The organism is Curtobacterium sp. NPDC087082, assembly GCF_044745045.1.
In the GTDB taxonomy this organism is placed as follows: Bacteria; Actinomycetota; Actinomycetes; order Actinomycetales; family Microbacteriaceae; genus Curtobacterium.
The window spans coordinates 353,508-377,941 of sequence record NZ_JBIUZN010000003.1; the positions used below are offsets into that span (position 1 = coordinate 353,508).

Annotated in this window: 27 protein-coding genes; 12 read left to right on the forward strand and 15 right to left on the reverse strand. The window is 73.2% G+C overall.

The window, feature by feature from the left end; genetic code table 11:
* Nucleotides 1-180 precede the first annotated feature (180 nt).
* The 4 genes from ACIPEP_RS10720 to ACIPEP_RS10735 all read right to left on the reverse strand — a co-directional run bounded on the left by ACIPEP_RS10720 (nucleotide 181) and on the right by ACIPEP_RS10735 (nucleotide 5,528).
* Nucleotides 181-1,017: an alpha/beta fold hydrolase gene (locus ACIPEP_RS10720; RefSeq protein WP_402717250.1), complete on the reverse strand. Its 837-nt coding sequence runs from the start codon at nucleotides 1,015-1,017 to the stop codon at nucleotides 181-183.
* Nucleotides 1,018-1,081: 64 nt separating this feature from the next.
* On the reverse strand, nucleotides 1,082-1,798 hold the full coding sequence (locus ACIPEP_RS10725; RefSeq protein ID WP_071295148.1) for an alpha/beta fold hydrolase: 717 nt from the start codon (nucleotides 1,796-1,798) through the stop codon (nucleotides 1,082-1,084).
* 138 nt (nucleotides 1,799-1,936) lie between these two features.
* Nucleotides 1,937-4,660 carry an AAA family ATPase gene (locus tag ACIPEP_RS10730; protein WP_402717251.1) on the reverse strand — a complete coding sequence of 908 codons (2,724 nt, stop codon included), beginning with the start codon at nucleotides 4,658-4,660 and terminating at the stop codon, nucleotides 1,937-1,939.
* A gap of 124 nt (nucleotides 4,661-4,784) precedes the next feature.
* Nucleotides 4,785-5,528 (reverse strand): IclR family transcriptional regulator, encoded by a 744-nt coding sequence (locus ACIPEP_RS10735; RefSeq protein ID WP_402717252.1) that lies wholly within the window; start codon nucleotides 5,526-5,528, stop codon nucleotides 4,785-4,787.
* Nucleotides 5,529-5,629: 101 nt separating this feature from the next.
* On the opposite strand from ACIPEP_RS10735, the gene ACIPEP_RS10740 reads away from it, so the two are divergent.
* Nucleotides 5,630-6,244 (forward strand): nuclear transport factor 2 family protein, encoded by a 615-nt coding sequence (locus tag ACIPEP_RS10740; protein WP_402717253.1) that lies wholly within the window; start codon nucleotides 5,630-5,632, stop codon nucleotides 6,242-6,244.
* A complete protein-coding gene (locus ACIPEP_RS10745; RefSeq protein WP_402717254.1) occupies nucleotides 6,241-7,692 on the forward strand; it encodes an amidohydrolase family protein in 1,452 nt (483 codons plus the stop codon). The genes ACIPEP_RS10740 and ACIPEP_RS10745 overlap by 4 nt, the downstream gene beginning before the upstream one ends.
* 134 nt (nucleotides 7,693-7,826) lie before the next feature.
* Here ACIPEP_RS10745 and ACIPEP_RS10750 read toward each other — a convergent pair whose 3' ends face one another.
* Nucleotides 7,827-8,204, reverse strand: a complete 378-nt coding sequence (locus ACIPEP_RS10750) for a helix-turn-helix domain-containing protein (protein ID WP_254791863.1) — start codon at nucleotides 8,202-8,204, stop codon at nucleotides 7,827-7,829.
* A 142-nt stretch (nucleotides 8,205-8,346) separates the two neighbouring features.
* Between ACIPEP_RS10750 and ACIPEP_RS10755 the strand changes: the two genes are divergently transcribed.
* Genes ACIPEP_RS10755 through ACIPEP_RS10770 form a run of 4 tightly spaced genes read left to right on the forward strand, consistent with a single transcriptional unit; the run spans nucleotide 8,347 to nucleotide 10,854 of the window.
* The gene (locus tag ACIPEP_RS10755) at nucleotides 8,347-9,375 is read left to right on the forward strand and encodes a zinc-binding alcohol dehydrogenase family protein (protein WP_402717255.1); all 1,029 of its coding nucleotides are present in this window, start codon (nucleotides 8,347-8,349) and stop codon (nucleotides 9,373-9,375) included.
* Nucleotides 9,376-9,421: 46 nt separating this feature from the next.
* Nucleotides 9,422-9,829 carry a heme-binding protein gene (locus tag ACIPEP_RS10760; RefSeq protein ID WP_071295141.1) on the forward strand — a complete coding sequence of 136 codons (408 nt, stop codon included), beginning with the start codon at nucleotides 9,422-9,424 and terminating at the stop codon, nucleotides 9,827-9,829.
* Nucleotides 9,826-10,545 (forward strand): SDR family oxidoreductase, encoded by a 720-nt coding sequence (locus ACIPEP_RS10765; RefSeq protein ID WP_071295140.1) that lies wholly within the window; start codon nucleotides 9,826-9,828, stop codon nucleotides 10,543-10,545. The genes ACIPEP_RS10760 and ACIPEP_RS10765 overlap by 4 nt, the downstream gene beginning before the upstream one ends.
* Before the next feature lie 15 nt (nucleotides 10,546-10,560).
* Nucleotides 10,561-10,854, forward strand: a complete 294-nt coding sequence (locus ACIPEP_RS10770; RefSeq protein WP_071295139.1) for a putative quinol monooxygenase — start codon at nucleotides 10,561-10,563, stop codon at nucleotides 10,852-10,854.
* Between the two features lie 55 nt (nucleotides 10,855-10,909).
* On the opposite strand, the gene ACIPEP_RS10775 is transcribed toward ACIPEP_RS10770, so the two are convergent.
* From ACIPEP_RS10775 to ACIPEP_RS10795, 5 genes are all read right to left on the reverse strand, one after another.
* Nucleotides 10,910-11,602, reverse strand: coding sequence for an SDR family oxidoreductase (locus ACIPEP_RS10775; protein ID WP_071295138.1), 693 nt, complete (start codon nucleotides 11,600-11,602; stop codon nucleotides 10,910-10,912).
* 46 nt (nucleotides 11,603-11,648) lie between these two features.
* The gene (locus ACIPEP_RS10780) at nucleotides 11,649-12,311 is read right to left on the reverse strand and encodes an NAD(P)H-binding protein (RefSeq protein ID WP_402717256.1); all 663 of its coding nucleotides are present in this window, start codon (nucleotides 12,309-12,311) and stop codon (nucleotides 11,649-11,651) included.
* A gap of 11 nt (nucleotides 12,312-12,322) precedes the next feature.
* Nucleotides 12,323-13,060, reverse strand: a complete 738-nt coding sequence (locus ACIPEP_RS10785; RefSeq protein WP_071295137.1) for a hypothetical protein — start codon at nucleotides 13,058-13,060, stop codon at nucleotides 12,323-12,325.
* Between the two features lie 12 nt (nucleotides 13,061-13,072).
* Nucleotides 13,073-13,954, reverse strand: coding sequence for an alpha/beta fold hydrolase (locus ACIPEP_RS10790; protein WP_071303557.1), 882 nt, complete (start codon nucleotides 13,952-13,954; stop codon nucleotides 13,073-13,075).
* A gap of 126 nt (nucleotides 13,955-14,080) precedes the next feature.
* Nucleotides 14,081-15,655, reverse strand: a complete 1,575-nt coding sequence (locus tag ACIPEP_RS10795; protein ID WP_071303556.1) for a sodium:proton antiporter — start codon at nucleotides 15,653-15,655, stop codon at nucleotides 14,081-14,083.
* A 68-nt stretch (nucleotides 15,656-15,723) separates the two neighbouring features.
* Between ACIPEP_RS10795 and ACIPEP_RS10800 the strand changes: the two genes are divergently transcribed.
* On the forward strand, nucleotides 15,724-15,870 hold the full coding sequence (locus ACIPEP_RS10800; RefSeq protein ID WP_175473760.1) for a hypothetical protein: 147 nt from the start codon (nucleotides 15,724-15,726) through the stop codon (nucleotides 15,868-15,870).
* Nucleotides 15,871-15,884: 14 nt separating this feature from the next.
* Here ACIPEP_RS10800 and ACIPEP_RS10805 read toward each other — a convergent pair whose 3' ends face one another.
* Together ACIPEP_RS10805 and ACIPEP_RS10810 are read right to left on the reverse strand one after the other, a co-directional pair.
* Entirely contained in the window at nucleotides 15,885-16,406 is a 522-nt protein-coding gene (locus ACIPEP_RS10805) for a hypothetical protein (RefSeq protein WP_261645755.1), read from the reverse strand.
* A 79-nt stretch (nucleotides 16,407-16,485) separates the two neighbouring features.
* Complete coding sequence (locus tag ACIPEP_RS10810) at nucleotides 16,486-16,890, reverse strand: heme-binding protein (RefSeq protein ID WP_071295133.1); 405 nt, start codon at nucleotides 16,888-16,890, stop codon at nucleotides 16,486-16,488.
* A 204-nt stretch (nucleotides 16,891-17,094) separates the two neighbouring features.
* Between ACIPEP_RS10810 and ACIPEP_RS10815 the strand changes: the two genes are divergently transcribed.
* The 3 genes from ACIPEP_RS10815 to ACIPEP_RS10825 all read left to right on the forward strand — a co-directional run bounded on the left by ACIPEP_RS10815 (nucleotide 17,095) and on the right by ACIPEP_RS10825 (nucleotide 21,127).
* Nucleotides 17,095-17,913 carry an alpha/beta fold hydrolase gene (locus ACIPEP_RS10815; protein WP_071295132.1) on the forward strand — a complete coding sequence of 273 codons (819 nt, stop codon included), beginning with the start codon at nucleotides 17,095-17,097 and terminating at the stop codon, nucleotides 17,911-17,913.
* Nucleotides 17,914-18,035: 122 nt separating this feature from the next.
* Entirely contained in the window at nucleotides 18,036-20,204 is a 2,169-nt protein-coding gene (locus tag ACIPEP_RS10820) for an MFS transporter (protein WP_402717257.1), read from the forward strand.
* A gap of 44 nt (nucleotides 20,205-20,248) precedes the next feature.
* Nucleotides 20,249-21,127: an aldo/keto reductase gene (locus tag ACIPEP_RS10825; protein ID WP_402717258.1), complete on the forward strand. Its 879-nt coding sequence runs from the start codon at nucleotides 20,249-20,251 to the stop codon at nucleotides 21,125-21,127.
* Nucleotides 21,128-21,186: 59 nt separating this feature from the next.
* Here the strand turns inward: ACIPEP_RS10825 and ACIPEP_RS10830 are convergent, their stop codons facing one another.
* Both ACIPEP_RS10830 and ACIPEP_RS10835 read right to left on the reverse strand, forming a co-directional pair.
* The gene (locus ACIPEP_RS10830) at nucleotides 21,187-21,345 is read right to left on the reverse strand and encodes a hypothetical protein (RefSeq protein WP_175473759.1); all 159 of its coding nucleotides are present in this window, start codon (nucleotides 21,343-21,345) and stop codon (nucleotides 21,187-21,189) included.
* Nucleotides 21,342-21,470 (reverse strand): hypothetical protein, encoded by a 129-nt coding sequence (locus ACIPEP_RS10835; RefSeq protein ID WP_261645759.1) that lies wholly within the window; start codon nucleotides 21,468-21,470, stop codon nucleotides 21,342-21,344. The genes ACIPEP_RS10830 and ACIPEP_RS10835 overlap by 4 nt, the downstream gene beginning before the upstream one ends.
* A gap of 230 nt (nucleotides 21,471-21,700) precedes the next feature.
* Between ACIPEP_RS10835 and ACIPEP_RS10840 the strand changes: the two genes are divergently transcribed.
* Complete coding sequence (locus ACIPEP_RS10840) at nucleotides 21,701-22,735, forward strand: zinc-binding alcohol dehydrogenase family protein (protein WP_071295130.1); 1,035 nt, start codon at nucleotides 21,701-21,703, stop codon at nucleotides 22,733-22,735.
* A gap of 80 nt (nucleotides 22,736-22,815) precedes the next feature.
* Here the strand turns inward: ACIPEP_RS10840 and ACIPEP_RS10845 are convergent, their stop codons facing one another.
* Nucleotides 22,816-23,364, reverse strand: coding sequence for a hypothetical protein (locus tag ACIPEP_RS10845; protein WP_139201892.1), 549 nt, complete (start codon nucleotides 23,362-23,364; stop codon nucleotides 22,816-22,818).
* Nucleotides 23,365-23,546: 182 nt separating this feature from the next.
* Here ACIPEP_RS10845 and ACIPEP_RS10850 point away from each other — a divergent pair, with 182 nt between their 5' ends.
* Nucleotides 23,547-24,422 carry a helix-turn-helix domain-containing protein gene (locus ACIPEP_RS10850; RefSeq protein WP_402717259.1) on the forward strand — a complete coding sequence of 292 codons (876 nt, stop codon included), beginning with the start codon at nucleotides 23,547-23,549 and terminating at the stop codon, nucleotides 24,420-24,422.
* Nucleotides 24,423-24,434: the final 12 nt, after the last annotated feature.

Genomic DNA, 24,434 nt, shown 5'->3' on the forward strand with positions numbered 1-24,434 from the left:
GGGGGCGCGCGCCGCGCCCCCCCCCCCCCCGCGGCCGCGGGGGGGGCGCCCCCCGGGCCCCCCCCCGGGCGGGGGGGGCCCCGGCGGGGGCGGGGGGGGGGGGGGGGGGGGGCCCCCCCCCCCCCCCCCCCCCCCCCCCCGCCTCCAGTCCGGGACGCTGCGTCCGCAGCGTCGGTGCTCTCAGCTCCGGAGGAACGCGAGGATGTCCGGGTTGACGACGTCTGCGTGGGTCGTCAGCATGCCGTGCGGGTACCCCTCGTAGATCTTGAGCGTGGCGTCGCTGAGGAGCTCCGCCTGCTTCAACGACGCGTCCCGGTACGGCACGACCTGGTCGTCGTCGCCCTGCAGGACGAGGACGGGGACGGTGATGGCCTTGAGGTCCTCCGTCTGGTCGGTCTCCGAGAACGCCTTGATGCCCTCGTAGTGTGCGAGCGCGCTGCCCGTCATGCCCTGACGCCACCAGTTCGCGATGACCGGCTCCGACGGCGTCGCACCGTCACGGTTGAAGCCGTAGAACGGGCCGGAGGCGACGGCCTGGAAGAACTCGGCACGGTTGGCGGCGAGCGCCTCGCGGAACCCGTCGAAGACCGAGATGTCGGTGCCGTCGGGGTTCGCCTCGGTCTTGACCATGAGCGGCGGCACCGCCGCGACGAGGACGGCCTTGGCGACCCGGCCCTGCGGCTGGCCGTACTGGGCGACGTACCGGGCGACCTGGCCGCCACCGGTCGAGTGGCCGATGTGGATCGCGTCGTGCAGGTCGAGGTGTTCGACCACGGCGGAGACGTCGCTCGCGTAGTGGTCCATGTCGTGGCCGGTGCCGATCTGCGACGAGCGTCCGTGGCCGCGGCGGTCGCTGGCGATGACGCGGTAGCCCTCGGCCAGGAAGTACAGCATCTGCGCGTCCCAGTCGTCCGAGGACAGCGGCCAGCCGTGGTGGAACACGATCGGCTGCGCGTCGTGGCTCCCCCAGTCCTTGAAGTAGATCTCTGCACCGTCGTCGGTGGTCACGTATCCCATGGTGGTCTCCCTGTGGTGGTTCGGTTGTTCGGTGGTTCTCGGTCGGTCGGTCGAGGGGCCGGGGTCAGCTGACCGCTGCGAGGGCGGTGGTGATGACCGCGGCGACCTCGGCGGGGTGGGTCTGCATCACGAGGTGGGGGGCGTCGATCTCGACGACCTCGCGGACGCCGGCGCGCTGGTACCCGAAGCGCTCGACGTCGGGGTTGATGGTGTGGTCGGCGCTGGAGACGATGCCCCAGGACGGCTTCGTCTTCCACGCGGCCGCCGATGCCGGCTCGCCGAACGCGACGGCGGAGAGCGGACGTTGCGACACCGCGAGCACCTGCGCCTCGGCCAGTGCGAGCCCGTCCGCGAAGACGGCGGGGAAGGCGTCGACGGCGACGGAGACGTCCGTGCCGGGCTCGCCGCCGTCCACGGGGTAGGGCGCGTACACGAGGTTCGCGGCGAGGTCGCTGTCCGGGAAGCCGCCCTGCAGGGCCCCGAGGCTCTCGCCCTCCTCGAGCGCGTACGCGGCGACGAAGACGAGGCCGACGACGTTCTCGGCGACACCGGCCACGGTCAGGATCGCGCCGCCGTACGAGTGCCCGGCGAGCAGGACCGGTCCGTCGATCTGCTCGACGAACGACCGGATGTAGGCCGCGTCGCCGGAGAGGCTGCGGTTGAAGACGGGCGGGACGAGGACGTGGTGGCCCTGGTCGAGGAGGAGCCTCGTGACGGGGGCCCAGCTGGAGGCGTCGGCGAACGCTCCGTGGACGAGGACGATGGTGGGTGATCCGGGCATGGTGCGGTCCTTCCGGGTCCGCAGCGGGAGGCGCGGACCTGCTTCGTCGAGGGCGGTGCCTGGTGGCGCTGACGACGCTAGGGGCGCGCGGCGTAGGTGCACATCGGTCACGGTGACCGAGATGCGTTGCCGGATGACCTAGTCGCCGGACGAACCGGCCGCCAGGGCCGCGGCGAGCTCCTGCCGGGCCGAGATCCCGAGCTTCTGGAACGCCGCGTACAGGTGGGCCCCCACCGTCCGCGGGGAGACGAACAGGTGCTCGCCGATCGCCCGGTTGCTCAGTCCCCGTGCCGCGAGCGTGCAGACCCGGAGCTCCTGCGGCGTGAGCAGTTCGACGCCGCCGTGCCCCGCCGCTGCCACCCGCTGCCCGGTCGCCCGGATGGCGTCACGGGTCCGGTCCGCCCACGCCGGCGCGGGCATCGACTCGAACAGCTCGAGGGCGGCGTGCAGGGCGGCACGGGCCGTGTCCCGCCGACCCGCCCGGCGCAGGCGGCCGCCGAGGCGGAGCAGTGCACGGGCCTGCACGTACGGCACCGGCCACCGTTCGTGCTGCACGGACGCCCACGCCGGTTCGAGGTCGGCGTCGGGGACGAGTGCGAGCCGCGCGTGGTCGAGCGCGGCGCGGACGATCGGCGCGTGCCAGCGGGCGTGGAGCCGCTCGAGGTCCGCCGCCCGCTGCTCGGCATCGGCCCGGTTGCCCGACTCCAGCGCGGCGTCGACGAAGTCGTGCGAGGTGATGACGGCGAACGTCGGGTTGAACGCGTCGTGGTCCGGATCGGCCAGTGCCCGGACGGATTCGAGTGCCTCGGCCGCGCGACCGGACACCAGGGACGCCGCCCCCGCAGCGCCGAGCAGGGTCGCGCGCATCGCACTCGACCGGAGCACCTGCGCCCCGGCAGCCGTCCCGCCCGCGATCCGTTCGGGGTCCGGATGCTTCCCGTCGAGGGCGTCGAACCACGCGAGCGCGCACCGGGTCGCGGCGGTGAAGCCGTCGTCACCGAGATCCCGTCCGAGCGAGGAGGCCTCCTCGGCGAGGACCCGCGCCCGCGCGAGGTCCCCACCGAGGAACGTGGTCATCGACGTCCCCATGAGCGCCTGCGGGAAGGTGCGCAGGTCACCACGCGCCCGCATGCTCCGGACGGCACGGTCGAGGAGGACGCGTGCCGTCTCGATCTCCCCGACGAGGTTGAGCGCGTACCCGAGGTACCAGGCGGAGCCCTCGTCCTCGGCGGTCGGTGCGGCGGCGAGCGCGCGTTCCAGCACACGGTCGCCACGCACCACCGGCTCGGTCCGGGCCGCGAGCAGGATCGACCGGGGGTCGTCGTCCGGCAGGGCGAGCGCCTCGACCACGACGAGCATCGGGTCGCCCGGATCCGGTTCGGCGGTGTGGTCCCAGGCGATCGCGGCGAGGTGCAGGAGCGCCGCGGTGGCGTGGTCGACCCCGCCGCCCTGCTGCATCTCGGAGACGGCGTGCAGGGCCGGCCCGAGGTCGCCCACCGCGAGCCCGGTCCGACCGGTGGGCAGGGTCTCGGCGACGAAGGCCGCGCGTGCTGCGAGGAGCCGGTCGGGTGCCTCGTCGCACGCTCGTTGCACCAGGAGCGAGGCGTCCGCGAGCCGTCCGGACAGCCCGGCGTGCTCCGCCGCGAGGATCCGCCGGCCGACGCGTCGGGCGACGTCCGAGGTCAGCTCGGCCGAGCGCTCGTACGCCCGGCTCGCGACGAACGGATCGGACATCGCCGATCGCTCGTCGCCGATCGCGGCGATCTCGTCCGCGAGGTCGTCGTCGTGGCCGGTCGCCAGCTCGGCCCGCCACCAGACCGTGCGCGCGGGGTCGTGGTCGTGCTCGAGGACCAGGGAACGCAGGACCGCGGTGCGCTCCGTCGGCGACGCGGCGGTGAGGACCGCCGACTGCACGAGCGGGTGCCGGAACCGGATCGCGCGGGGCGCCACCCACTCGAGCAGCGACGACGCCGAGGCCTGCTCCGTCCACGTCGGCGGCGGGAACCTCCCGAGCGTCCGGGCGGCCACCCGCGCGGCTTCCTCGGCGCCGGTGCCACCGGACAGGGCGACGGCGAGGATGGCCAGCCGGACGGGGTGGTCCAGCTCCGCGTACCGCGCGGCGAACTCCTGCTCCACCCGGCCCACCACGGGACGGTCGCGGGTCCGGTCCCCCGGTGTCGTGCGGCTGAGTTCGTGCAGCGCGAGCGGGTTCCCCTCGGCGCGGAGCACCAGGTCACGTCGCGCCTGGCCCATCGGCGCCCCGGGGACGGCGTCCAGCAGGCGGCCGGCGTCCGACTCGTCGAGCGGCGTCAGGTGGAGGCGCCGGACCGCGGGGTCGTCCGCGGTCTCGGTGTTCCGGGTCGTGATCACCATGACGATCGGGTCCTGGTCGACCCGCCGGGCCATCATCCGGATCGCCCACTCGGACGCGGCGTCCATCCAGTGCAGGTCCTCGGCGACGACCAGGATCGGGCCCTCCGAGGCGGCGTCGGAGACCAGCGTCAGCGCCGCCAGCCCGGCGAGCAGCGGCGAGGGCTGGATCCCCGTCGCGAGACCGAACGCGACCTCGAGCGCACGACGCTGCGGTGCGGGCAGGTCGGCGATCCCGCTGCGCAACGGGTACAGGAGCAGGTGGAGCGCGGCGTAGGGCTCGGCCGACTCGGCGAGGGTCCCCGCGGTCGAGAGCCGTCGGACGCCGAGGTCGGTCGCGTGGCGGACCAGATCGGCGACCAGCGTCGACTTGCCGATCCCGGCCTCGCCGTCGATGACGAACGCGGAGCCGCCGTCGTGGACGTCGCGGAGGGCGTCCCGCAGGGCGGAGCCCTCCCGCTCGCGCCCGATGACGGGCTGCGCCATCGTCATGCCGCCAGTATGGCAGCGGTGGGGCCGCCGGCGAAGGGCCCGGCATCGGACGGGAGGCGCGGTGCGGGCCGGCACCGCGCCTCCCGTCCGATGCGGTGCCGGACCACGGCACGGCGCGAGCGGGTCAGCGCGTCGCGTCGCGCGTGATCGCCCGTGCGCACGCGTGCAACGCGGGCACGACGGTGCTCGGCTCGGCGTGCCCGGTCGGCATCACGATCGAGAGGGCCGCGACGACGCCCGAGGCGTCCCGGATCGGTGCACCCGCCGCGACGAGCGCACGCGGGGACCGCTGCGAACCGACGGCGGCACCCGTCCGACGGACGGCCGACAGGTACCGGCGGAGCTCGACCGCCGACGTCACCTCGTCGACCGAGGTCCGCACGTCGAACGTCGTGATCGCACGCTCCTGGACATCGTCGGGCGCGAACGCGAGCAGGACGAGTCCGCCGCCGGTCGCCGCGAGGGGCATCCGGCCGCCGACCCGGTAGTCGACGCTCCGGGTCCCGCGCTTGGGCGAGACGCGCTCGACGAGGACCGCCTCGTCCCCCTCACGGACGCTGAGCATGGCGTGCTGTCCCGTCAGGTCGTGCAGGTCCTGGAGGTACGGCAGGGAGGCCTGGCGGAGCGCCACGCCCCGCGGGGCGAGGGACGACAGTTCGTACAGGCGCAGCCCGATCGTGAACCGGCCGTCGGCCCGGCGTTCGAGGGCGCCCTCGGCGACCAGGCTCCGCGCGATCCGCAGCGTCGAGTTGACGGGCAGGCCACAGCGACGCGCGAGTTCGCTGAGCGTCAGCGTCGGGTGGCGGTCGTCGAAGCACCCCAGGATCGCGAAGGCCCGACCGACCGTCCCCGTGCGAGTGTCGCCCACCGCTGCACCCTACCGCCGATGCCGTCTTCCGCTGAGTGGAAACCCACGCCGAACCGCTCTCGCGCCGTCCTACGCTCGGCCCCCGGACGAAGGAGCAGATCGTGGACGACGTCACCGACATCAGTCAGCTCGTGCTGCGCGAACGCCAGGGGCGGGACCGCGGGCGGTGGGACCGCATGCGTGACGCGTGGGAGCCGGACGGCCGCGTCCGCATCAGCTGGTTCGACGGCAGCGCGCGGGACTTCGTCGCGGGGTCGATCGCGATGGCCGCCGGTGGGACGGCAGCCACACACCGGATGAGCCCGCCGGTCGTCGACCTCCTCGGTGACCGCGCGATCGTCGCCGCACCGGCGGTCATCGAGGTCCGTGCCGGACTGGGCGGCGCCGAGGTCGACCTGGCCTCCCGCGTCCGGCTGCTGTACCGCGCACGCCGGACCGGCACCGGCTGGCGGCTGGCCGCGATGACGTGCGTCTACGAATCCGACACGGTGACACCGACCGTTCCCGGCACCGTGCCGGACCTGTCCTCCGTCGCGGTCGACGACCGTCGGCCGTCGTACCGATGGCTCGCGACGGTCCTCGGGGCGAGCGGTCACCGCATCGCCGACGACCTGCCCGGCACGGACCGGCCCGGGTCCGTCGAGGCGGTGGACGCCGCCGAACAGGACTGGCTCGACGGCCACGATCGCGACGGCCGGGACGGAGACCACGAATGAGCCGCTACGTCACCGCACCCACCGCCGACCACGACGTCGTCATCCGCGACGTCACCGTCGTCGACCCGCTCGACGGGACCGCCACGGCCGGGCAGGACGTGCGGTTCACCGGCGCGACCATCGCGTCGGTGTCCGCCACGTCGCAGACCGGGACGGCCCCGGGCCAGCAGGTCGTCGACGGACGCGGCCGGTTCCTGGTGCCGGGCTTCGCGGACATGCACGCCCACCCGCTCAACTCCCCGGACGACGTCGACGGCGCCTACGCACTGATGCTCGCGAACGGGGTGGTCGGGTTCCGCCAGATGTCCGGCTCGCCCGCCCTGCTGGCAGCCCGTGCCGCGGGTGCACTGCCCGCACCGCTCGGCGCTCCGGCGCTCCTCGCCACGCCGGGAGACCTCCTCACCCCGGTGAACGCGTCGACCGCGGAGGCCGCCGTCGCGACCGTCCGTGACCAGCACGCCCAGGGTGCCGACTTCATCAAGGCGGCCCTCGTCGGGCGCGATGCGTTCCTCGCAGCACTCGCTGAGGCAGGTCGGCTCGGTGTCCCGCTCGCAGGACACCTCCCGAACGACGTGGACCCGCGCGAAGCGTCCCGAGGCGGCATGCGAGCGATCGAGCACCTCGGGCCCGGCGCGACCGTGTTCGCCGCGACGTCGTCCCGCGAGGCCGAGGTGCGATCCGCGGTCGGAGCGGGTCGCACGCCGAAGATCCCCACGGTCAGGCTGCCGGGCATGGACCGCGTCATCGGTCGCGTGATCCGCGGCATCGTGGTGAACCCGGCCACGAGGACCTCGGACTCGTCCGCCCGCGCGCTCACGCTCGCCGACGACACGTTCGACGAGGAGGCCGCCCAGGAGTTGGCAGCGCTCTTCGTCGAGCACGAGACCTGGCAGTGCCCGACCCTGGTCCGCCTGCACACGCAGCAGTTCCCGAACGCGCCGGAGCACCGACACGACGACCGTCGCCGCTACATCGCACCCGGGGAGCTCCGCTCGTGGGACCGGTCCGGCCGGAAGTTCGCCGGCCTCCCGACGGCGACCCGGGACGCCCTCGAGTCGCACTGGGCGACGCAACTGCGCCTCGTCGGGCTCCTGGCCGCCGCGGGCGTCCCGATGCTCGCCGGGACGGATGCCGACGGTGCCGCGGGGGTGATCCCGGGCTTCGCGCTCCACGACGAGTTCGGGTACCTCGCCGACGCCGGTCTTGGGCCCCTGCAGATCCTCCGGACGGCGACGTCCGACGCGGCGCGGTTCCTCGGGCTCGAGACCGAGACCGGACGCCTGGCACCCGGGTCACGGGCGGACGCGGTGCTGCTCGCCGCCGATCCGATGACGAGTCACACGGCGCTGGGGCGCATCGACGGGGTGGTCCGGGCGGGGTCGTTCTGGGATCGATCGGCGCTGGACGGGATCCTCGAGCGGGTGGCGGGGGCGCCGGGGGCGCGCTGAGCCGACACCGCACGGCCGTGCGGCCGTGCGGCCGTGCGGCCGTGCGGCCGTGCGGCCACCGAAGCGTGTCCCCGACAGAGGCACGCATCAGCGCGCGCGCTCCGTCAGGGTGATGGCATCGCCCGTCAGGAGTCTCAGTGCCGCGTCACGTTCTCGTTCACCCAGTCGCGCAGGTGCGCGAGCGGCGCGGCAGCACCGCGACCGAGCGGTGTGAGCGCGTACTCGACCCGCAGCGGGACCTCGGCGAACACGGTGCGGTCGACCAGGCCGGCCTCCTCCATGCGCTTCAGGGACGCCGAGAGGACCTTCGGGCTCACACCCTGCAGCTGGCGCCGGAGTTCCCCGAACCGCTGCGGGCCGTCCTCGAGCACACCGATCGCGAGCGCCGTCCACTTGTTGGCGAGCAGGTCGAGCATCTCGCGGCAGGGGCAAGCGGCTGCGTACACGTCGTTCCGGTCGCAGGCGTCGAGCACGTGCGCCGCTTCGAGAGGGTGGCTCGTCGAGGGGGTCACACCGGAACGGTAGCGCGCGCCGCGGCCTTCGACAAGGGGTCGATTCCCGATGGGTACCGCCGCCCATCAGGGATTCCATGGTTACCGTGGGGTAACCAGGGGCCCTTGCGGGTAACCACAGCACCGGGTGCAGAGTGCTGACATGACCACGACGAACGAGGTCCGAGCGATCGGACAGACCGCAGCTCTCCCGGTGACCAGCGCGCGCAGCCTGGTGCCGACGACCATCCCCGAACCGGTTCCCGGGCCCCACGACCTGCTCGTCGAGGTCCGCGCCGTCTCGGTCAACCCGGTCGACGTGAAGCTCCGGGGCGGTGCCGAACCCGACGGCGGCGTCCGTGTGCTCGGTTTCGACGCATCCGGCACGGTCCGCGCCGTCGGAGACGCCGTGACCCTGTTCGCTCCGGGCGACGACGTGTTCTACGCCGGGGCCATCGACCGTCCCGGGAGCAACGCCGAGCTGCAGGTCGTGGACGAGCGCATCGTCGGGCGGCGACCCCGCACCCTGTCGCACACCGAGGCCGCAGCGCTTCCCCTCACCGCGATCACCGCCTGGGAGAGCCTGTTCGAGAAGCTCCGCATCGGTGCTGACGCCACCGGGACCCTGCTCGTCGTCGGCGGCGCTGGTGGCGTCGGCTCGATGGCCATCCAGCTCGCCCGGACGCTGCTGCCCGGCGTGCGGGTCATCGCGACCGCGTCACGTCCGGCGAGCGAGTCCTGGGTCCGGGACCTCGGCGCACACGACGTCGTCGACCACCACGCGGACCTGGCCGCACAGGTCCTCGAGGTCGCGCCGGACGGGATCGAGTGGATCCTGACCACGAACTCGGCAGGACAGCTCCCCGTGTACGAGCGCGTGCTGCGTCCCTTCGGTGAGATCGTCGCGATCGACGATCCCGAACAGGTCGACGTCGTAGCACTGAAGTCGAAGGCACTGAGCTGGCACTGGGAGTTCATGTTCGCCCGTTCGCTGCACCAGGCCACCGACATGCATCGTCAGCACGAGCTCCTGGACACCGTCGCGGACCTCGTCGACTCCGGCCGGGTCCGGCACACGGCGACCACCGTGCTCCGACCGATCTCGGCCGAGACCCTGCGGGAGGCACACGCCCTCGTCGAGAGCGGTCGCGTGATCGGCAAGGTCGTCGTGACCGACGAGCCGGCGCTCTGACCCCGAGTCCCCCACCACCGAGTACGGAACAACGAAAGGAACCAGCATGACCATCACTCTCGCGCAGGCACAGGAGATCATCGCCGCCGCGGACGCCAAGGCCACCGAACTCGGCGTCCCGTCGTCGATCACCGTCCTCGATCGCGGCGCCCGCATGGTCGCCTCGGTCCGCCAGGACGGCGCCCCGCTCGTGTCCGTCGACTCGAGCTTCGCGAAGGCCCGGACGTCGGTGTACTTCGGTGGCGCGGCGACCGGGGACCTCGCAGCTGCGATCCAGCCCGGCGCCCCGCTCTACACGCTCGGCGCAGCGAGCACCGAGCCCCTCGCTTTCCTCGCCGGTGGACTCCCCATCACGGACGCGACCGGGACCGTCATCGGTGCTGTCGGTTCCGGCGGCGGTACGCCCGACGAGGACGCCGTCATCGCGCAGGCCGGCCTCGACGCCATCCGATGAGCACGCAGGGGTTGGACGGCACGACCGTCCTCGTCGTGGGCGCCGGATCAGGCATCGGCACCGCGATCGCGCAGGCGGCCGCGTGTGCCGGCGCGCGGGTCGTCGCTGCCAGCCGACGACTCGACACCGCGGAACAGGTCGCCGAGATCGTCGGACGCGGGACGGCGGCCGTCCGCCTCGATCTCGGCGACGAGGAGAGCATCATCGCCGCTGCCGACGTGCTCGGACCGGTGGACCACGTCGTGACGGTCGCGGCCGACCACGCCAACGGCCCCGTCACGACCCTGGCGGCAGCCGACATCGAGGAGGCGTTCCGGGCGAAGGTCCTCGGCCCGCTCCTGCTGACCAAGCACTTCGCGCCGCGCATGTCACCGCGGGGCTCGTTCGTGCTCTTCTCCGGGTACGTCTCCGCCCGGCCGCAGGGAGGGCTCGCCGTCATGGCGACGACGAACGGCGCGGTGGACGCACTCGTCCCGGCCCTCGCGGTGGACATCGCCCCGATCCGGGTCGTCGGGATCTCACCCGGCGTCGTGGACTCCGGGTCCTGGGACGGACTGGACGACAAGTCGGCGTTCTTCGACGAGGTCGCCCGGACGAACCCCGCCCGGCGCGTCGGAACACCGGCGGACATCGGGGACGCGGTCGTGTTCGCGCTCACCAACCCGTTCCTGACGGCGACCACCGTGCACGTCGACGGTGGCCAGCGCGTCGCCTGAGCCGAGGAGGAAGTCATGAGCATCGTCGTCATCGCGGAGATCGAACCCGCGCCGTACAACGAACCGGCCGTCGAGGAGGCCCTGCTCGCCGCGGTCGCGCGGGTCCGGTCCGAGGATCTCGGCTGCGAACAGTACGACCTCCACCACGACGCCCGAACGGGTCGGTTCGTGATGGTCGAGCGTTGGGCCGACCAGTCCGCCCTCGAGAGCCACGCAGCGGGCGCCGCGTTCGCGGCCCTCGGCTCGGCTCTCGAGGGGCGCCTGGCGGTCCCCATCGCGCTCCGGACGCTCCAACCGCTGGACGTGTGAGACGACGAACGGCCCGCGCGGACCCGATCAGGGTCCCCGCGGGCCGTTCCGTCGTTCACCGGAGGGCGTCGTAGCGTTCGTGGACCGGGGCAGCGAGGGATGACCGTGCCGCGCGCGTGAGGTCGTCGGCGAGGACCTCGTGCGCCCCTGCCTCGACGCCGTCCAGGATCGCGGCGACGACGTCTGCCGGGTCGTTCTTCGGCATGTCCCCCGGTGTCATCGGCGTGTCCGTGAACGCCAGGTACGCGCCGAGCACCTGGACGTCGTCGGGGGCGAGGTCCAGGCGCATGGAGTCCGTCGCCGACCACAGCGCAGCCTTGGACGCGCTGTACCCGTTGCCGATCGCGAGCCAGCTGAGCGCGGACGCGACGTTCACGACCGCACCGTGTGCGCGACGCAGTGCCGGCGCGAACGCCCTGGTGACCTGCACCGGTCCGAAGAAGTTGGTCTCCATCTGCTCCCGGACAGCGGCGATGTCGCCGTCCACCAGGGATCCGCTGCGCAGCACTCCGGCGTTGTTGACGACGATCGTCGCGTCCGGAACCGCGTCCGCGGCGGCCCGCACCGATGCCGGATCCGTCACGTCGAGCCGCATCGGGACCACGCGGTCGCCGACCTGAGCGCGTGGAGTCCGTGCTGCGGCGTACACCGTGGCCGCCCCGCGGTCGAGCAGTTGTCGGACGAACTCCTGTCCCAGGCCGCCGTTCGCACCGGTCACCACGACCACTGCTCCTGTGATCTCCGTCATGTCTGGCCTTCCTGTCGTCGTGCCGTCGATCGGGGGTGTGCGGGCATCAACCGACCGCGACGTCCGCGGCACGGAGCGCGGCACGGAGCGGCAGGTCGCCGGTGGTGATCTCGAGCTGCACCCGGCCCGGGTCCTGGCCGACGGCGACGTCGCACAACGCCGCCGCGACGTCCTCGCGAGCGATCCCGCGCCGCTCGACCCGGACTCCGGCCGAGAACCGTGCCGTGCCGGCGCCGTCGTGCAGCGCGTCGGGGCGGAGGATCACCCAGTCGAGGTCGAGCGTCCGGACGGCGGCGTCCGCGTCGGCCTTGGCCCGCAGGTAGACCTGGAACGGCTCGGTGGAGCCGCGTTCGTAGTCGTCGGCACCGGCGCCGGAGAGCACCACGAACCGCCGGACGCCGGCGACCACCGCGGCCTGGGCGAGGAGGATCGCTCCGTCCCGGTCCATCGCCAGCGAACGGCTGCTGGGACTGTTCTCCCCGGAGCCCGCTGCGAAGACGACGGCGTCCACACCGGTGAGCACCGCCGCGACGTCGCTGACCGAGGCGTGTTCGAGGTCCAGCACGATCGGGATCACGCCCGCACGTGCGAGCTCCCCGCGCTGGTCGGGGTTCCGGATGAGGCCGACGGGCACGTGCCCGCCGGCGCGCAGCTGTGCGGAGAGCAGCCGTGCGACCTTGCCGTGTGCGCCGGCGACGACGACTCGCATGGTGGGCCCGGTCACCCGACGACGACGTCGTCGATGCCGATGGAGACGATGAGCGGCTCCGGGAGCGCGTGGCCGTCTCCGTCGCGGACGAAGATGTTGCGCTCGGTGGCGAGCAGGAGGCCGTCGACCCAGGTCTGGCCGGTCATGTACTCGACGCTCGGCGAGGCACCGGCGATGTCGACCTCGTAGTCACGGCGACGCAGGACGCCGTCCGCATCGGCGTAGAGGGTCTGCGTGGGGGTGTGGGTCGCGATGCTGTCGGGGTAGGTGACGCGCAGGCGGTCCCACGTGGCTCCGTCCGGCTCGGTCCACGGGCCGACTTCCTCGACGCGGACGCCGGGGAACGTGAACGACCACGGCTCGGTGTTGTACGTCCACATGGCGTAGCCGGTGAAGTAGGCGAGCTGCAGCCGGTTCCACGGCGTCTCGAGCACGTGCCCGCGGAACGACGATCGCGGATCGGCGAGTTCCTCGACGACCTCGTCGCCGTGCGCGGTCGTGCGGACGACCGCGACGTGGTCGCCGGTGAACTCCGTACGGAGGTCGTCGGCGCCGAAGTGTTCGAGCGACGTGCGCTGGCGGCGGAGGTCGACGGTGAACCGACCTTCCTCGGCGATCCCCGGAACCTGCTTGAGGCCCCAGAAGGCGCCTCCGAAGTGTCGGTTCGCCGAGATGGTGGAGACGTCGGCCCAGCGGCTGCCGCCGTGGGCGTCGAGGATGCGGTCGAGCAGGGTCGTGGTGGTGGTCATGATCGCTCCGGGTCAGGCGGCGGTGGCCGCGGTGAGGAAGTCCTCGACGATGGCAGCGGCCTCGTCGGGGTACTGGAAGATCGACGCGTGGGCGGCGTCGGGGAACACGTGCAGGCGCGCGTCCGGGATGAGTCCGGCCAGCGTGTGGCTCCCGGGCGTCCGGATCATCAGGTCGTCGTCCCCCTGGAGCACCAGCGTCGGCTGCCGGATCCCGGTCAAGCGCTCGAGCTTCGAGATGTCCGGGACGCCCCAGGCGAGCACGGCGTCGTACTGCGCGTCGCGCACAGCGGGGGTGGTCGGCGCATCGCGGTCCTCGGTCCGAGCGCCCAACCGCCGGAGGAAGTCGACGCCACGAGCCCGGCTCGTGTCCGTGTGCGCGAAGAAGATGTACAGGAGGCTCTCCGCCGTGGGGACGTCGTGCCGTGATTCGCGCTCGATGTCCTCCCGCCATCCGTGCATCGACGGTGCACCGGCGGGGCCCGTCCCGGCGAGGACGAGCCTGCGGACCGCCCACGGTCGGAGGAGGGCCAGGTCCTGGGCGACGAACCCGCCGAGCGAGAACCCGAAGACGTCGAACCGACGGATGCCGAGGGCGTCGGTGAAGGCCAGCAGGTCGGTGGCCATCTGCCCCACGGTGGTCGGGACCGTCCCGGTCGACGCGCCGACGCCGGCGTTGTCCACGAGGACGACCTCGCGCCGAGCCGCGATCGGGTCGATGAGCGCCGGGTCCCAGTTGTCGAGGTTGCCGCGGAAGTGCATGAGGAAGACGAGTGGGACGCCGTCGGTGCTGCTCCCGAACCGGCGGTAGGCGTAGGTCGTGCCGTTCGCCGCGGTCACGGTGCTGGTCGGGACGGTGGTGGCGGTGTGACCGGCCGTGGTCTCCGTGGTGCTCATCGATGACTCCCTGGGTTCGACCGACCCGGGTGGTCGGTGGCGAGGTCGACGCTAGGAGCGGTGCGGACAGCGCCGCGTGCTCCCGTCAGGGACATGGTCCGGACACGGTCAGACACCGGCCGGCCGTCAGTCCACGTCGCCGGCGAGCGTCGCGCGGACCGCGGCTTCCTCGATGTCGAGGACGGTCAGCACCGCACGGACGGCGGTCTCCGCGTAGCGCCCCTCCCGGCGCGCGCGCAGGACCGCTCGACGTTCTTCGGCGATCGTGCGCATCCGCAGCTCCGCGTAGGAGGCCGCACGGTCGGCTCGGACCCCGTCGTCCCCGACGAACGTCTCGCCCAGCAGGGCGGCGTCGATCCGCACGCGTTCGACGGCCCGGTCGTCGTAGGCACCGTCGTCGAGGCCGTCGACGAGCTGCAGGCTCTCGGCGCGGGCCTCGGCGAGGAGCAGCTGGGTCTCCATCCGTTCCTGGTCGAGGTTCGGTGGTGGCAGCGCGACCCGGCGGATCACCCACGGCAGCGAGAGCCCGAGCAGGAGCGTCGCGACGACGACCACGAACGCGAGGAACTGCAGGAACGCCCGGTGCGGCGTCTGCTCGGGCAGCAGGAACACCGCGGCGAGGGTGACGACCCCCCGGACGCCCGCGACGGTGACCGGCAGGTCCAGGCGCCACTGCCAGCTCCGGCGTCGGAGCCGCGCCGGCCCCCATCGGTAGACCGCCGTCACGGCGAGGCTCCAGCCGAGCCGCGCGGCCACCAGCGTCACGAGGACCACGCTGATCACGAGCAGCGCGCGACCCAGCCCGATCCCGGACGACAAGGCCCCGCGCAGGATCGCCGGCAGGCTGAGTCCGATGAGCAGGAACACCGCGTTCTCGAGCAGGAACTGCACGGTGCGCCAGTTGAGCGACTCGGCCAGGCGGGCTTCGGCCGACTGCAGGACCGGCGCCCGGTACCCGAGGAAGAGTCCGGTGACGACGACGGCGAGTGGACCCGATGCACCGATGCCGTGCGCGAGCAGGAACGCGACGTAGGGCGTGACGAGGGACAGGCTCGTGTCGAGCACCGCGACGGAGAGCCGCCTCCGGACGGCGCCCATGACGAACGCGACCGACAACCCGATGCCGATGCCGCCGACCACCGCGAGGACGAACTCGCCCGCGGCGCGGACCGGGTCGAACACCGCGACGATGGCCACCACTGCGGTGTTCAACGCGACGAGCGCCGTCGCGTCGTTGAGCAGGCTCTCCCCGTCCAGGACCGAGGCGAGCAGCCTCGGCAGCGGTGCGCGCCGGGTGACGGCTGAGACGGCCACCGCGTCGGTCGGCGCCACGACGGCACCGAAGGCGAACGCCGCCGCCAGCGTCAGCGTCGGGACCACGGCCCACGTCACGACGCCGACGACCAGCGTGGTGAACGCGACGAGCCCGACGGACAGCAGCAACAGCGATTCCCGCCGGGCACGGACGTCCGACAGCGAGGTCTGCAGCGCCGCCGCGAACAGCAGGGGCGGGAGCAGGACCGACAGGACGAAGTCCGGTTCGACGTCCACGCGCGGCACACCCGGCACGTAGGACACGGCGACCCCGATGACGACGAGGGCCAGCGGGGCCGACCACCCCACGCGCCGTGCGGCTGCACTGACGGCGACCGTCACGACGAGGAACGCGACGACCCAGGTGAGGGTCTCGTCGATGCTCACGGCGCCGGCTCCAGGGTGACCGTGGCGCGGCCACGCGGCCCGGCACGGCGGGTGCCTAGCCTTCCTCCATGCGCAGCCGCCGTCGCGACCCCTCCGCCCCGGACACGCCGCCCGCGACCGGGCTGGTGTCGATCCCCCTCGCCCGGATCCTCGCGGATCCCGTCGTCCGGATCGGGGAACCGCACGGCGAGAGCGTCGTCGAGCAGGTCCGCTGACGACGGGCACGCCGTCACAGCTCCGCCAGGACTTCGGGGACCGGAGCGCCGAGTGCGATGAGCAGCTCCGCGAACTCGCGGTCCAGACCGTGGGCCACGGCGGTGATGCGCCCGTCACCGAAGGAGCCGAACGACGCGCTCGGCACGTCGGCGGTGAGCAGGACCGGGTCCCCGGGCCGCTGCGAGATGGTCACGCGGAACGGCGCGAGCCCCATCACGCGCGGGTCGAACCGGTACATCCGTTCCGCGACGACGTGGTTCCCCACCAGGTACGAGACACACGACGACCGGTGCCCGGCGATGGCCATCAACGCGGTCGGTTCGTTCCGCCAGTACCGGATGAAGCCACGGGGTGCGTGCTGCTCGGTCCAGGTCTCGACCGTGTCCCAGTCGCGGTGCCGCGCCAGTGCTTCGGTCAGGCTCGTCTGGTCGAGCGGCGGCACGGCCAGCTCGAACGCCGCGACGACCTCGTCGAAGGGCTGCGCCATGGGGATGGAGAACCGGTCGGCGGTGTACTCGGTGATCTCGGTGTGCATGTCGGGACGGTAGATCGGCCGCCCCCGGACGTGCGTGTCCCCGCCCGGGCCAGTCAGCGCGGGCGGGGACACCGGTGGTTCAGAGCGCGGCGACCGCGGCTTCCGCGATCACGAGGTCCTGGTCCGGGGACCCGCCGCTCGACCCCACGGCACCGATGACGGAACCGGCTGCGTCGGTCACCGGGACACCGCCCGCGACGAACGTGAGCGGCTCGTGGCTGGCCGCCCCGAGCGAGTAGAGCGGTGCACCGGGCTGGACCGCGCCGGCCAGGTCGCCGGACGCGGCACCGAACGACACCGCGGTGCGGGCCTTCGCGGCACTGGCGTCGACGGACACCAGCGGTGCGCCGTCCTGCCGGGCGACCGCGACGACGCGTGCGCCCCGGTCCAGGACGGTGACGGTCGAGGGGACGCCGAGTTCGGCGGCCTTCGCCTCGGCGGCGGCGATGGCGGCGTGCGCCTGGGTGAGGGTGAGATCGGTCATGGGCTGGTTCCCTTCGTCGTGGACGCAGCCGACGCTAGGGACCGCGCACCGTCGCAGCGTGTCCCCGCCCGGGTCACCCGTGCGGTCGCACCGGAGGCCGTGGGTGGTCCCGACGGGGACACGCCCTGCCGCGCGCACCGCTCCTAGCGTGACGATCGCCGACGACCTTCGTCCGGCACCAGACCACGACGCAAGGAGCCTGCAATGCCCACGTTCACCACTCCCGACGGCATCGAGATGTACTACACCGAGCAGGGCGAGGGACAGCCCATCGTCTTCGCGCACGGCTGGCCGCTCAGCTCCGACGCCTGGCAGCCGGAACTGAAGTTCTTCAGCGACAACGGCTACCGCACCATCGCCCACGACCGCCGCGGCCACGGCCGTTCCGAGAAGACCGCCGTCGGCCACACCATCGACCAGTACGCGAAGGACCTCGCCGCGCTCATCGAGCACCTCGACCTGCACGACGTGATCGTCTTCGGACACTCCACCGGCGGCGGCGAGGTCGTCCGCTACGCCGCGCAGTACGCGAACGGCCGCGTCGCGAAGGTCGTCACGGCCGGCGCGATCCCGCCGATCATGGTGAAGTCCGACAGCAACCCCGAGGGCTCCCCGATCGACGTGTTCGACGGCATCCGTGCCGGCGTCCTCGAGGACGCGTCGCAGTTCTGGCTCGACCTCTCCGAGAGCTTCTTCGGCGCCAACCACGGCCGCGACGTCTCGTACGGCGCGAAGCTCGACTTCTGGCGCCAGGGCCAGAACGTGAACCTGTCCGCCGCGTACGACTGCGTCAAGGCCTTCTCCGAGACCGAGCAGAGCGAGGACCTGAGGGCGCTCACCGTGCCGATCCTCATCAACCACGGCGAGGACGACCAGATCGTCCCCATCGACGACGCCGCACGCAAGGCCATCGAGCTCGTCGCCGACGGCACCCTCAAGACCTACCCCGGCGCCCCCCACGGCATCCACGGCGACTACCGCGCGGTCCTGCAGCAGGACGTCCTCGCCTGGATCAAGGGCTGACGCGACCCACCACCGGACTGGAGGCGCGGCGCCAGCCCGCACCGCGCCTCCAGTCCGTCACCGCTCGCGCCACGGAATACGCAACCACTCTGGATGGTTACAGCGGCACCGCCACAGGAGGCATGATGAACACCACGGCCACGCACCACCCCCGGCTCCCCCTGAACACCTTCGGCATCGCGTTCGGCACCGCCGGACTCGCCGGTACCTGGACGGCCGCCGGCAGCCTGCTCGGTGCGCCCACGGCGATCGGCGAGGTCCTGTGGGCCGCCGCCGCGATCGCCTGGGCCGTCACGATCGTCCGGTACCTCCACCGCCCCGGCGGGCTCCGTGCCATCGGCGCCGACCTCCGACACCCCGTGCTCGGGCCGTTCGCCGCGCTCGTCCCCGCCGTCGGCTCGCTGCTCGCCGCCCACCTCGCGACCTGGGCGCCCGTCGCCGGTGCCGTCGGCGTCTGGACGATGCTGGCGCTCACGACCGCCTTCGGCGCCTGGTTCGTCACCGATCTCCTCACGTCTCCCCGCGAAGCCGCCTCCCTGCACGGCGGCTACCTGCTCCCGACCGTGGCCGGCTCGCTGCTCAGTGCGCAGTCACTCGCCGTGATCGGACACCCCGACCTGGCGATGGGGTACTTCGCGACCGGGGTGCTGTTCTGGTTGCTCGTGGGCGCGGTGCTCATCGCACGGTTCGCCACCGGCCCCGCCGTACCGCCGCCGCTCCTGCCGACGCTCGCCATCCTGTCCGCGCCGCCGGCGGTCGCCGGCAACGCCTGGTGGACCATGACGGGAGGCGCGGGTTCCGTCGTCGACACCGCCCTCGCGGGCACCATGGTCGCCTTCCTGCTCCCACACGCCTTCCTCGTGCGCCGGTACGTCCGGAGCGGGTTCGCGATCGGGTTCTGGGCGATGACGTTCACGACGGCGGCGAGCGCCACGTACGCGGTGCGACTGCTCTCCACCGCCGGCCTTGGAACCCTGGGGACCGTCCTCGCCTGGGTCGTCGTCGCGGTCGCGACCGGCATCGTCGGCAGCATCGCGGTCCGCTCGCTGGGGCTGCTCCGCAGGTCCGAGTCGAGTGGCTCCCGCCGCACCTCGGCCCCGTACCGACGCCTCGCCCTGATCGGCGTCGTCGTCGCGTCCGTCGCGGTGGCGTTCGGAGCGGGTGCCGGCAGCCCGCTGTTCGTCGTGTACCAGTCGGCGTGGGGCTTCCCCGACTGGCAGCTGACGACGGCGTTCACGGTGTACGCGGTCACCCTGCTCGGGACACTGCTCGTGGCCGGACGGCTGTCCGACCACATCGGGCGTCGCCCCGTCCTCATCGGGGCGCTCGTGCTCATGCTCATCGCGAGCGTCCTGTTCCTGCTCGCCGACTCGATCGGGTGGGTGATCGCCGCGCGGGCCGTGCAGGGGATCGCGACGGGAGCCGCCACCAGCACGTTCACGGCGGCCATCATCGAGCTGTCGAGCGAACGACACCGTCGCACGATGACCGTGCTGACGAGTGCCGCTCCCGTCGGTGGGCTCGCGCTCGGGGCGTTCGGAGGCGGGATCGCGGCACAGTTCACCCCGGACCCCACCGCCGCCGTCTTCCTGACCCTCGGGGTCGTCCTGCTCGTCGGCGTCGCCGCGGTCCTCGCGGCCGACGAGACCGCCGACCGGCACGCCGGCGCACTCATGTCCCTGCGGCCGGTGCTCGCGGTGCCCGGTGCAGCGCGAGCGTGGTTCGCCGTGCTCGCCCCGCTGACGGTCGCCGGCTGGATGTTCTCCGGGCTGTTCCTCGGACTCGGCCCACGTCTCGACGACGGCGTGTTCGGCATCGACGGCGGGACCGCCAGCGCGGCCGTCGTCGCGCTGCAACCGGCGGCCGCCGCGGTGGCCGGCATGCTCTTCTCACGCGCCACCGCCCGGATCGCGACCGCGGTCGGTGCCGCGCTGCTGCTGCTCGGCGCGATCGGCGCCGGGTCGGCGATCCTCTCCGCGGACCTCCCGCTGCTCGTCGCGGCCGCCGTCGTCGGCGGGTCGGGCCAGGGCGCCGCGTTCGGCTCCTCCCTGCGGATCCTCGGACCACTCGCCGACAACGCGACCCGTGGCGGCCTCTTCGCCGCCGTCTACCTGGTCGCGTACGCCGCCTACGGGGTTCCGGTGCTCGTCGCCGGGTTCTTCACCGGCGCCGTCGGACTCGCCGGCGTCGGCGCCGCGTACGCCGCGCTCGTGGCGATCGCGGCCGTCGCCGCCGGGATCGGTCTGACCGCGCGGTCCCGCAGGGAGCGCGCGGCAGTCCACACCGCGTGACCCGCCCTCCTCCCGGTCACTCCACGTCAACGAACAGGATCACCATGACCCTCACCACCGATCTCCACGGCGTCTCAGCCGCCGCCGCCGGTACCTTCCTGATCGGCGGGGACCTGCCCGTCGCCCGACTCGGGTTCGGCTCGATGCAGCTCGCCGGCCGGAATGCATTCGGCCCGTCCCGCGACCCGGAGGGCGCCCGCGCCGTGCTCCGCCGCGCCGTCGAGCTGGGCGTGACGCTCGTCGACACCGCGGACGCCTACGGCCCCGAGGTCGCGGAACGACTCATCGGCGAGGCGCTGGCCCCGTACCGATCGGACGTCGTCATCGCGACGAAGGGCGGGTTCGTCCGGGGACCACGGGGCGAATGGGTCGTCGACGGTCGCCCGGAGCACCTGCGCGCCGCCGTCGAGGGCAGCCTCCGCCGCCTGCGACTCGAGCGGATCGACCTGTACCAGTTGCACCGCATCGACCAGCGGGTGCCGCTCGACGAGCAGCTCGGGACCCTCGCGGCACTCCGCGCCGAGGGACTCATCCGGCACGTCGGCCTGAGCGAGGTGAGCGTCCCGGAGCTCCTCGCCGCGCAGCGGATCCTGCCGATCGCCACGGTGCAGAACCTGTACAACCTGGTCGAGCGTTCCTCCGAGGACCTGGTCCGGGTCACCGCGGAACTCGGCATCGGCTTCATCCCGTGGTTCCCGTTGGCGACCGGCGGCCTCACGCGCGGCGCCGGAGCACTCGGGGCGATGGCGGCACGGGCCGGCGCCTCACCGTCGCAGGTGGCCCTCGCGTGGTTGCTGCAGCACGCTCCGAACGTGCTGCCGATCCCCGGGACGTCCAGCGTGGACCACCTCGAGGAGAACGTCGCGGCGGCGTCGGTCGTCCTGTCCCCGAGGGACGTCGCGGTGCTCGACGGCGCAGCCTGACGCCCGGTACGTCAGACGGCCCGGCCCCTCGGGGCCGGGCCGTCCGCCGTGCGCCCGGGTCACGGGGACGGGACGAAGAAGTCCCGGTACGACGGATCGTCGGGGAGCGACCGCTCCGCCACCAGCACGGCGATCTCGCGCGGGGACCGGAGCCCGCGTCGACGCCACTGGTCCGGGTCCGCCCTGAGCACGTGCAGGACCGCCCGCAGCGGGTTCACCGCCGGACCCCCGGCCGTTCGGTCGCGGGCGTCGGCACGGGCAGGAGCAGGGTCTGCACGGCAGGGGTGGCGGCTCCCGCTCCCACGTGCAGCACGGCGGGCAGGGGCGGGAACGAGATCGTCATCGCAGGTCTCCTCGGTCGGGGTCACGTCGTCGCGACACCGAGGACGCTACGGCCGGTGGGGTGCTCCGCACGTGTCCCCCCGAGGACCATCCCCTCGCAGGGACAGGCGGCGCGAGCGTGTCCCCGACGGAGCCACGCGGACCGGCCACGTGCGGACGTACCGTGCCTGCACGAGGCGATCCGCGCCTCCGGTCGGTCACCCGCCGACGCGACCCGCACGGAGGACCGCCATGACCGACACTGCCACACACCGAACCGGACGGGACGTCCCGACCACGACCCGTGCGTTCCTCGCCCAGGGCGGACGCTCGGTCCGCGACGAGGACGCGTTCGTCGTCCGCGACGTCCCCCTCCACCCGGTCCGCCCGCACGACCTGCTCGTCCGGGTCGAGGCGGTGTCGGTGAACCCGGTGGACACGAAGACCCGGCAGGGCCTGCGGTCCGGGACGAAGCAACTGGGCTGGGACGCCTCCGGCGTCGTCGAGGCGGTCGGCTCGGAGGTCACCCGGTTCTCCGTCGGTGACGCCGTGTGGTACGCCGGCACCCTCGACCGCCCGGGGACGAACGCCGAGCTGCACCTCGTGGACGAACGCCTCGTCGGTCGCCGCCCCGCGACGCTGGACCACGCCGAGGCCGCGGCGCTCCCGCTCACGGGGATCACCGCCTGGGAGACACTGTTCGACCGGTTCCGCCTGACGGAGTCGAGTACCGGCACCCTGCTCGTCGTCGGAGCACCCGGCGGTGTCGGGTCGGTGCTCGTCCAGCTCGCGAAGGCGCGCACCGGCCTCACGGTGCTCGGGACCGCCGGCCGCTCCGAGAGCCGCGACTGGGTGTCGTCGATGGGAGCCGACCACGTCGTGGACCACCACGACCTCGTCGGCGGCGTGCGGTCGGTCGCGCCGGACGGGGTCGACTACGTCTTCACCGCGCACTCGGCGGGCAACGTCACCGCCTTCGCCGATCTGGTCCGCCCGTTCGGCCAGATCACCGCGATCGACGACCCGCGCGGACTCGACCTCTACCCGCTCAAGCGGAAGTCGATCGCCTGGCACTGGGAGCTCATGTTCACCCGATCGGCGTTCGGGACGCCGGACATGGGCGAGCAGGGCCTGCTCCTCGATGCGCTGGCGGACCTCGTGGACGCGGGTCGCGTGCGGACCACCGCGACGTCGGTCGTCCGGGGGCTCGACCCGGCCGGCCTCCGCGAGGCGCACCGTCAGGTGGCGGGCGGGACCGCGATCGGAAAGGTCGTCGTCGCGCGCTGAGGCGTGCGCGGTGGGCCGGGTCCGGCCGGCCGGGCGGGACCGGTCAGCCGGGCCGGGTGGGGTGGCCGCGGCGGGGGCTGTCAGTCGGCCAGGCTGTCGGCGAGGCTCGACAGACGGCGGGCGGACTGCTCGTCCGCGCCACGCCACAACAGCAGCGTGTCGCCGTCCGGGCCGGGCACCGCGAACCGGTGGTAGGCGAGGGCCAGGTGACCGACCACGGGGTTGTCGAAGCCGACGACCCCGTCCGGATCCGCAGTGTCCGGCCCAGCCCAGAGTCGAGCGAAGGCCTCGCTCCGGGCCGCGAGCTCCCCGACCAGTTCGACGTACCCGCGGTCCTCCTCGTGCTCGTCGAGGGAGCGCCGCAGCTCCGCGACGACGCGGGCGCCGAGCGGCACCGCCTCCGCCGTCTCCGACGACGCGCGGAACGCCTCGTCGCCCTCAGGCCGCAGGAACGTCGCCCGCGCGAGGTTCGCACCGGACCGGAACGTCGGGTGCACGGCCCCGGCCAACGCGTTCGCCACCCGGACGGTCAGGTGTCGGTCGTAGACGACCGCAGGGACCGTCCGCCACGGCAGCACGAGCCTGCCGAGCAGTGCTCGTGGGTGGTCGACCCCGTCGTCCGTGCTCACGGACGGAGCGTACGGCCCGGTCGTCGACGGCATCGTGTCCCCGGCGGGGACACCATCGGCGCGATCCGGTCGAGCCGCCGACATGTGGTCATTCGACCGATGCCCGGAGGGGACGACCAGCGGCAACGTGGAGCACGGTTGCCGGACGTCCCGGGAACGCTCGCCACGACCCGGGAGACACGATGCCCGCTCAGACCTCCTTCCTCGGCGAGTACCTCCGCGCACGCCGGGCCCTCGTCCGACCGGCCGACGTTGGCATCGACTCCTCACGGGCCCGGCGGGTGCCGGGACTCCGCCGCAGCGAGGTGGCGGGACTGGCCGGGATCAGCCAGGAGTACTACCTCCGGCTCGAGCAGGGCCGGGACCGGAGGCCCTCGCACCAGGTGCTCGGCGCGATCGTGCGGGCCCTGCGCCTCGACGACGTCGCGCTCGAGCACATGCACCGGCTCGCCCGACTCGACGAGGGCGGCCAGACCGGGAACACCACCGACGACGGGGCGGGACCGCCCCCACCGGTCGAGCCCGCACTGCTCGAGCTCGTCGACGGACTGTCCGGCGTGCCCGCGATGCTCATGAGCGCCGAGCAGGACGTGCTGGCATCGAACACGTTGGCCCGGGCGATCAGGCCGCGGCTGCTGCCAGGGACGAACTTCCTGTTCCACCTGTTCACCGACCGCGCGCGCGCCGAGGTCATCGACTGGGAGGACGACGCCCGACGGGCGGTCGCCAACCTGCGGTTCCACGGTGATCCGAGGAACGCCCGTCACCGCGAGGTCGTCGGGACCCTGGCGATCCGGGACGCGACCTTCCGGGAACTGTGGGCCCGGCACGACGTCGAGCAGCAGGTCACGTGGGTCGCTCGGATCCGACTCGCCACCGCCGAACCGGTCGAGCTCACGTGCCACTCGCTGGCAGTCCCGGGCGGCAGCGGGCGGTCGGTGATGACCCTGACCGCCGAACCGGGGACGGCAGCGGCCCTGGCGTTGCAGCGGTTCACCGCGATGCGCCGCGGTCTCGGCGCTCGCTCGGCCGCCAGCGAGGTCGGACGCGTGGCGTGACCGTCTGCTCGC

Excerpts from the sequence above, each read along its gene's own strand:
- ACIPEP_RS10810 (WP_071295133.1), bottom strand. The coding sequence starts at position 16,890 with ATGACCGATCTCACCCTCACCCAGGCGCACGCCGCCATCGCCGCCGCC.
- ACIPEP_RS10800 (WP_175473760.1), top strand. The coding sequence starts at position 15,724 with ATGCGCAGCCGCCGTCGCGACCCCTCCGCCCCGGACACGCCGCCCGCG.
- ACIPEP_RS10775 (WP_071295138.1), bottom strand. The coding sequence starts at position 11,602 with ATGACGGAGATCACAGGAGCAGTGGTCGTGGTGACCGGTGCGAACGGC.
- ACIPEP_RS10720 (WP_402717250.1), bottom strand. The coding sequence starts at position 1,017 with ATGGGATACGTGACCACCGACGACGGTGCAGAGATCTACTTCAAGGAC.
- ACIPEP_RS10745 (WP_402717254.1), top strand. The coding sequence starts at position 6,241 with ATGAGCCGCTACGTCACCGCACCCACCGCCGACCACGACGTCGTCATC.
- ACIPEP_RS10780 (WP_402717256.1), bottom strand. The coding sequence starts at position 12,311 with ATGCGAGTCGTCGTCGCCGGCGCACACGGCAAGGTCGCACGGCTGCTC.
- ACIPEP_RS10760 (WP_071295141.1), top strand. The coding sequence starts at position 9,422 with ATGACCATCACTCTCGCGCAGGCACAGGAGATCATCGCCGCCGCGGAC.
- ACIPEP_RS10835 (WP_261645759.1), bottom strand. The coding sequence starts at position 21,470 with ATGACGATCTCGTTCCCGCCCCTGCCCGCCGTGCTGCACGTGGGAGCG.
- ACIPEP_RS10825 (WP_402717258.1), top strand. The coding sequence starts at position 20,249 with ATGACCCTCACCACCGATCTCCACGGCGTCTCAGCCGCCGCCGCCGGT.
- ACIPEP_RS10730 (WP_402717251.1), bottom strand. The coding sequence starts at position 4,660 with ATGACGATGGCGCAGCCCGTCATCGGGCGCGAGCGGGAGGGCTCCGCC.
- ACIPEP_RS10805 (WP_261645755.1), bottom strand. The coding sequence starts at position 16,406 with ATGCACACCGAGATCACCGAGTACACCGCCGACCGGTTCTCCATCCCC.
- ACIPEP_RS10770 (WP_071295139.1), top strand. The coding sequence starts at position 10,561 with ATGAGCATCGTCGTCATCGCGGAGATCGAACCCGCGCCGTACAACGAA.
- ACIPEP_RS10815 (WP_071295132.1), top strand. The coding sequence starts at position 17,095 with ATGCCCACGTTCACCACTCCCGACGGCATCGAGATGTACTACACCGAG.
- ACIPEP_RS10850 (WP_402717259.1), top strand. The coding sequence starts at position 23,547 with ATGCCCGCTCAGACCTCCTTCCTCGGCGAGTACCTCCGCGCACGCCGG.
- ACIPEP_RS10790 (WP_071303557.1), bottom strand. The coding sequence starts at position 13,954 with ATGAGCACCACGGAGACCACGGCCGGTCACACCGCCACCACCGTCCCG.
- ACIPEP_RS10820 (WP_402717257.1), top strand. The coding sequence starts at position 18,036 with ATGATGAACACCACGGCCACGCACCACCCCCGGCTCCCCCTGAACACC.
- ACIPEP_RS10725 (WP_071295148.1), bottom strand. The coding sequence starts at position 1,798 with ATGCCCGGATCACCCACCATCGTCCTCGTCCACGGAGCGTTCGCCGAC.
- ACIPEP_RS10785 (WP_071295137.1), bottom strand. The coding sequence starts at position 13,060 with ATGACCACCACCACGACCCTGCTCGACCGCATCCTCGACGCCCACGGC.
- ACIPEP_RS10765 (WP_071295140.1), top strand. The coding sequence starts at position 9,826 with ATGAGCACGCAGGGGTTGGACGGCACGACCGTCCTCGTCGTGGGCGCC.
- ACIPEP_RS10755 (WP_402717255.1), top strand. The coding sequence starts at position 8,347 with ATGACCACGACGAACGAGGTCCGAGCGATCGGACAGACCGCAGCTCTC.
- ACIPEP_RS10840 (WP_071295130.1), top strand. The coding sequence starts at position 21,701 with ATGACCGACACTGCCACACACCGAACCGGACGGGACGTCCCGACCACG.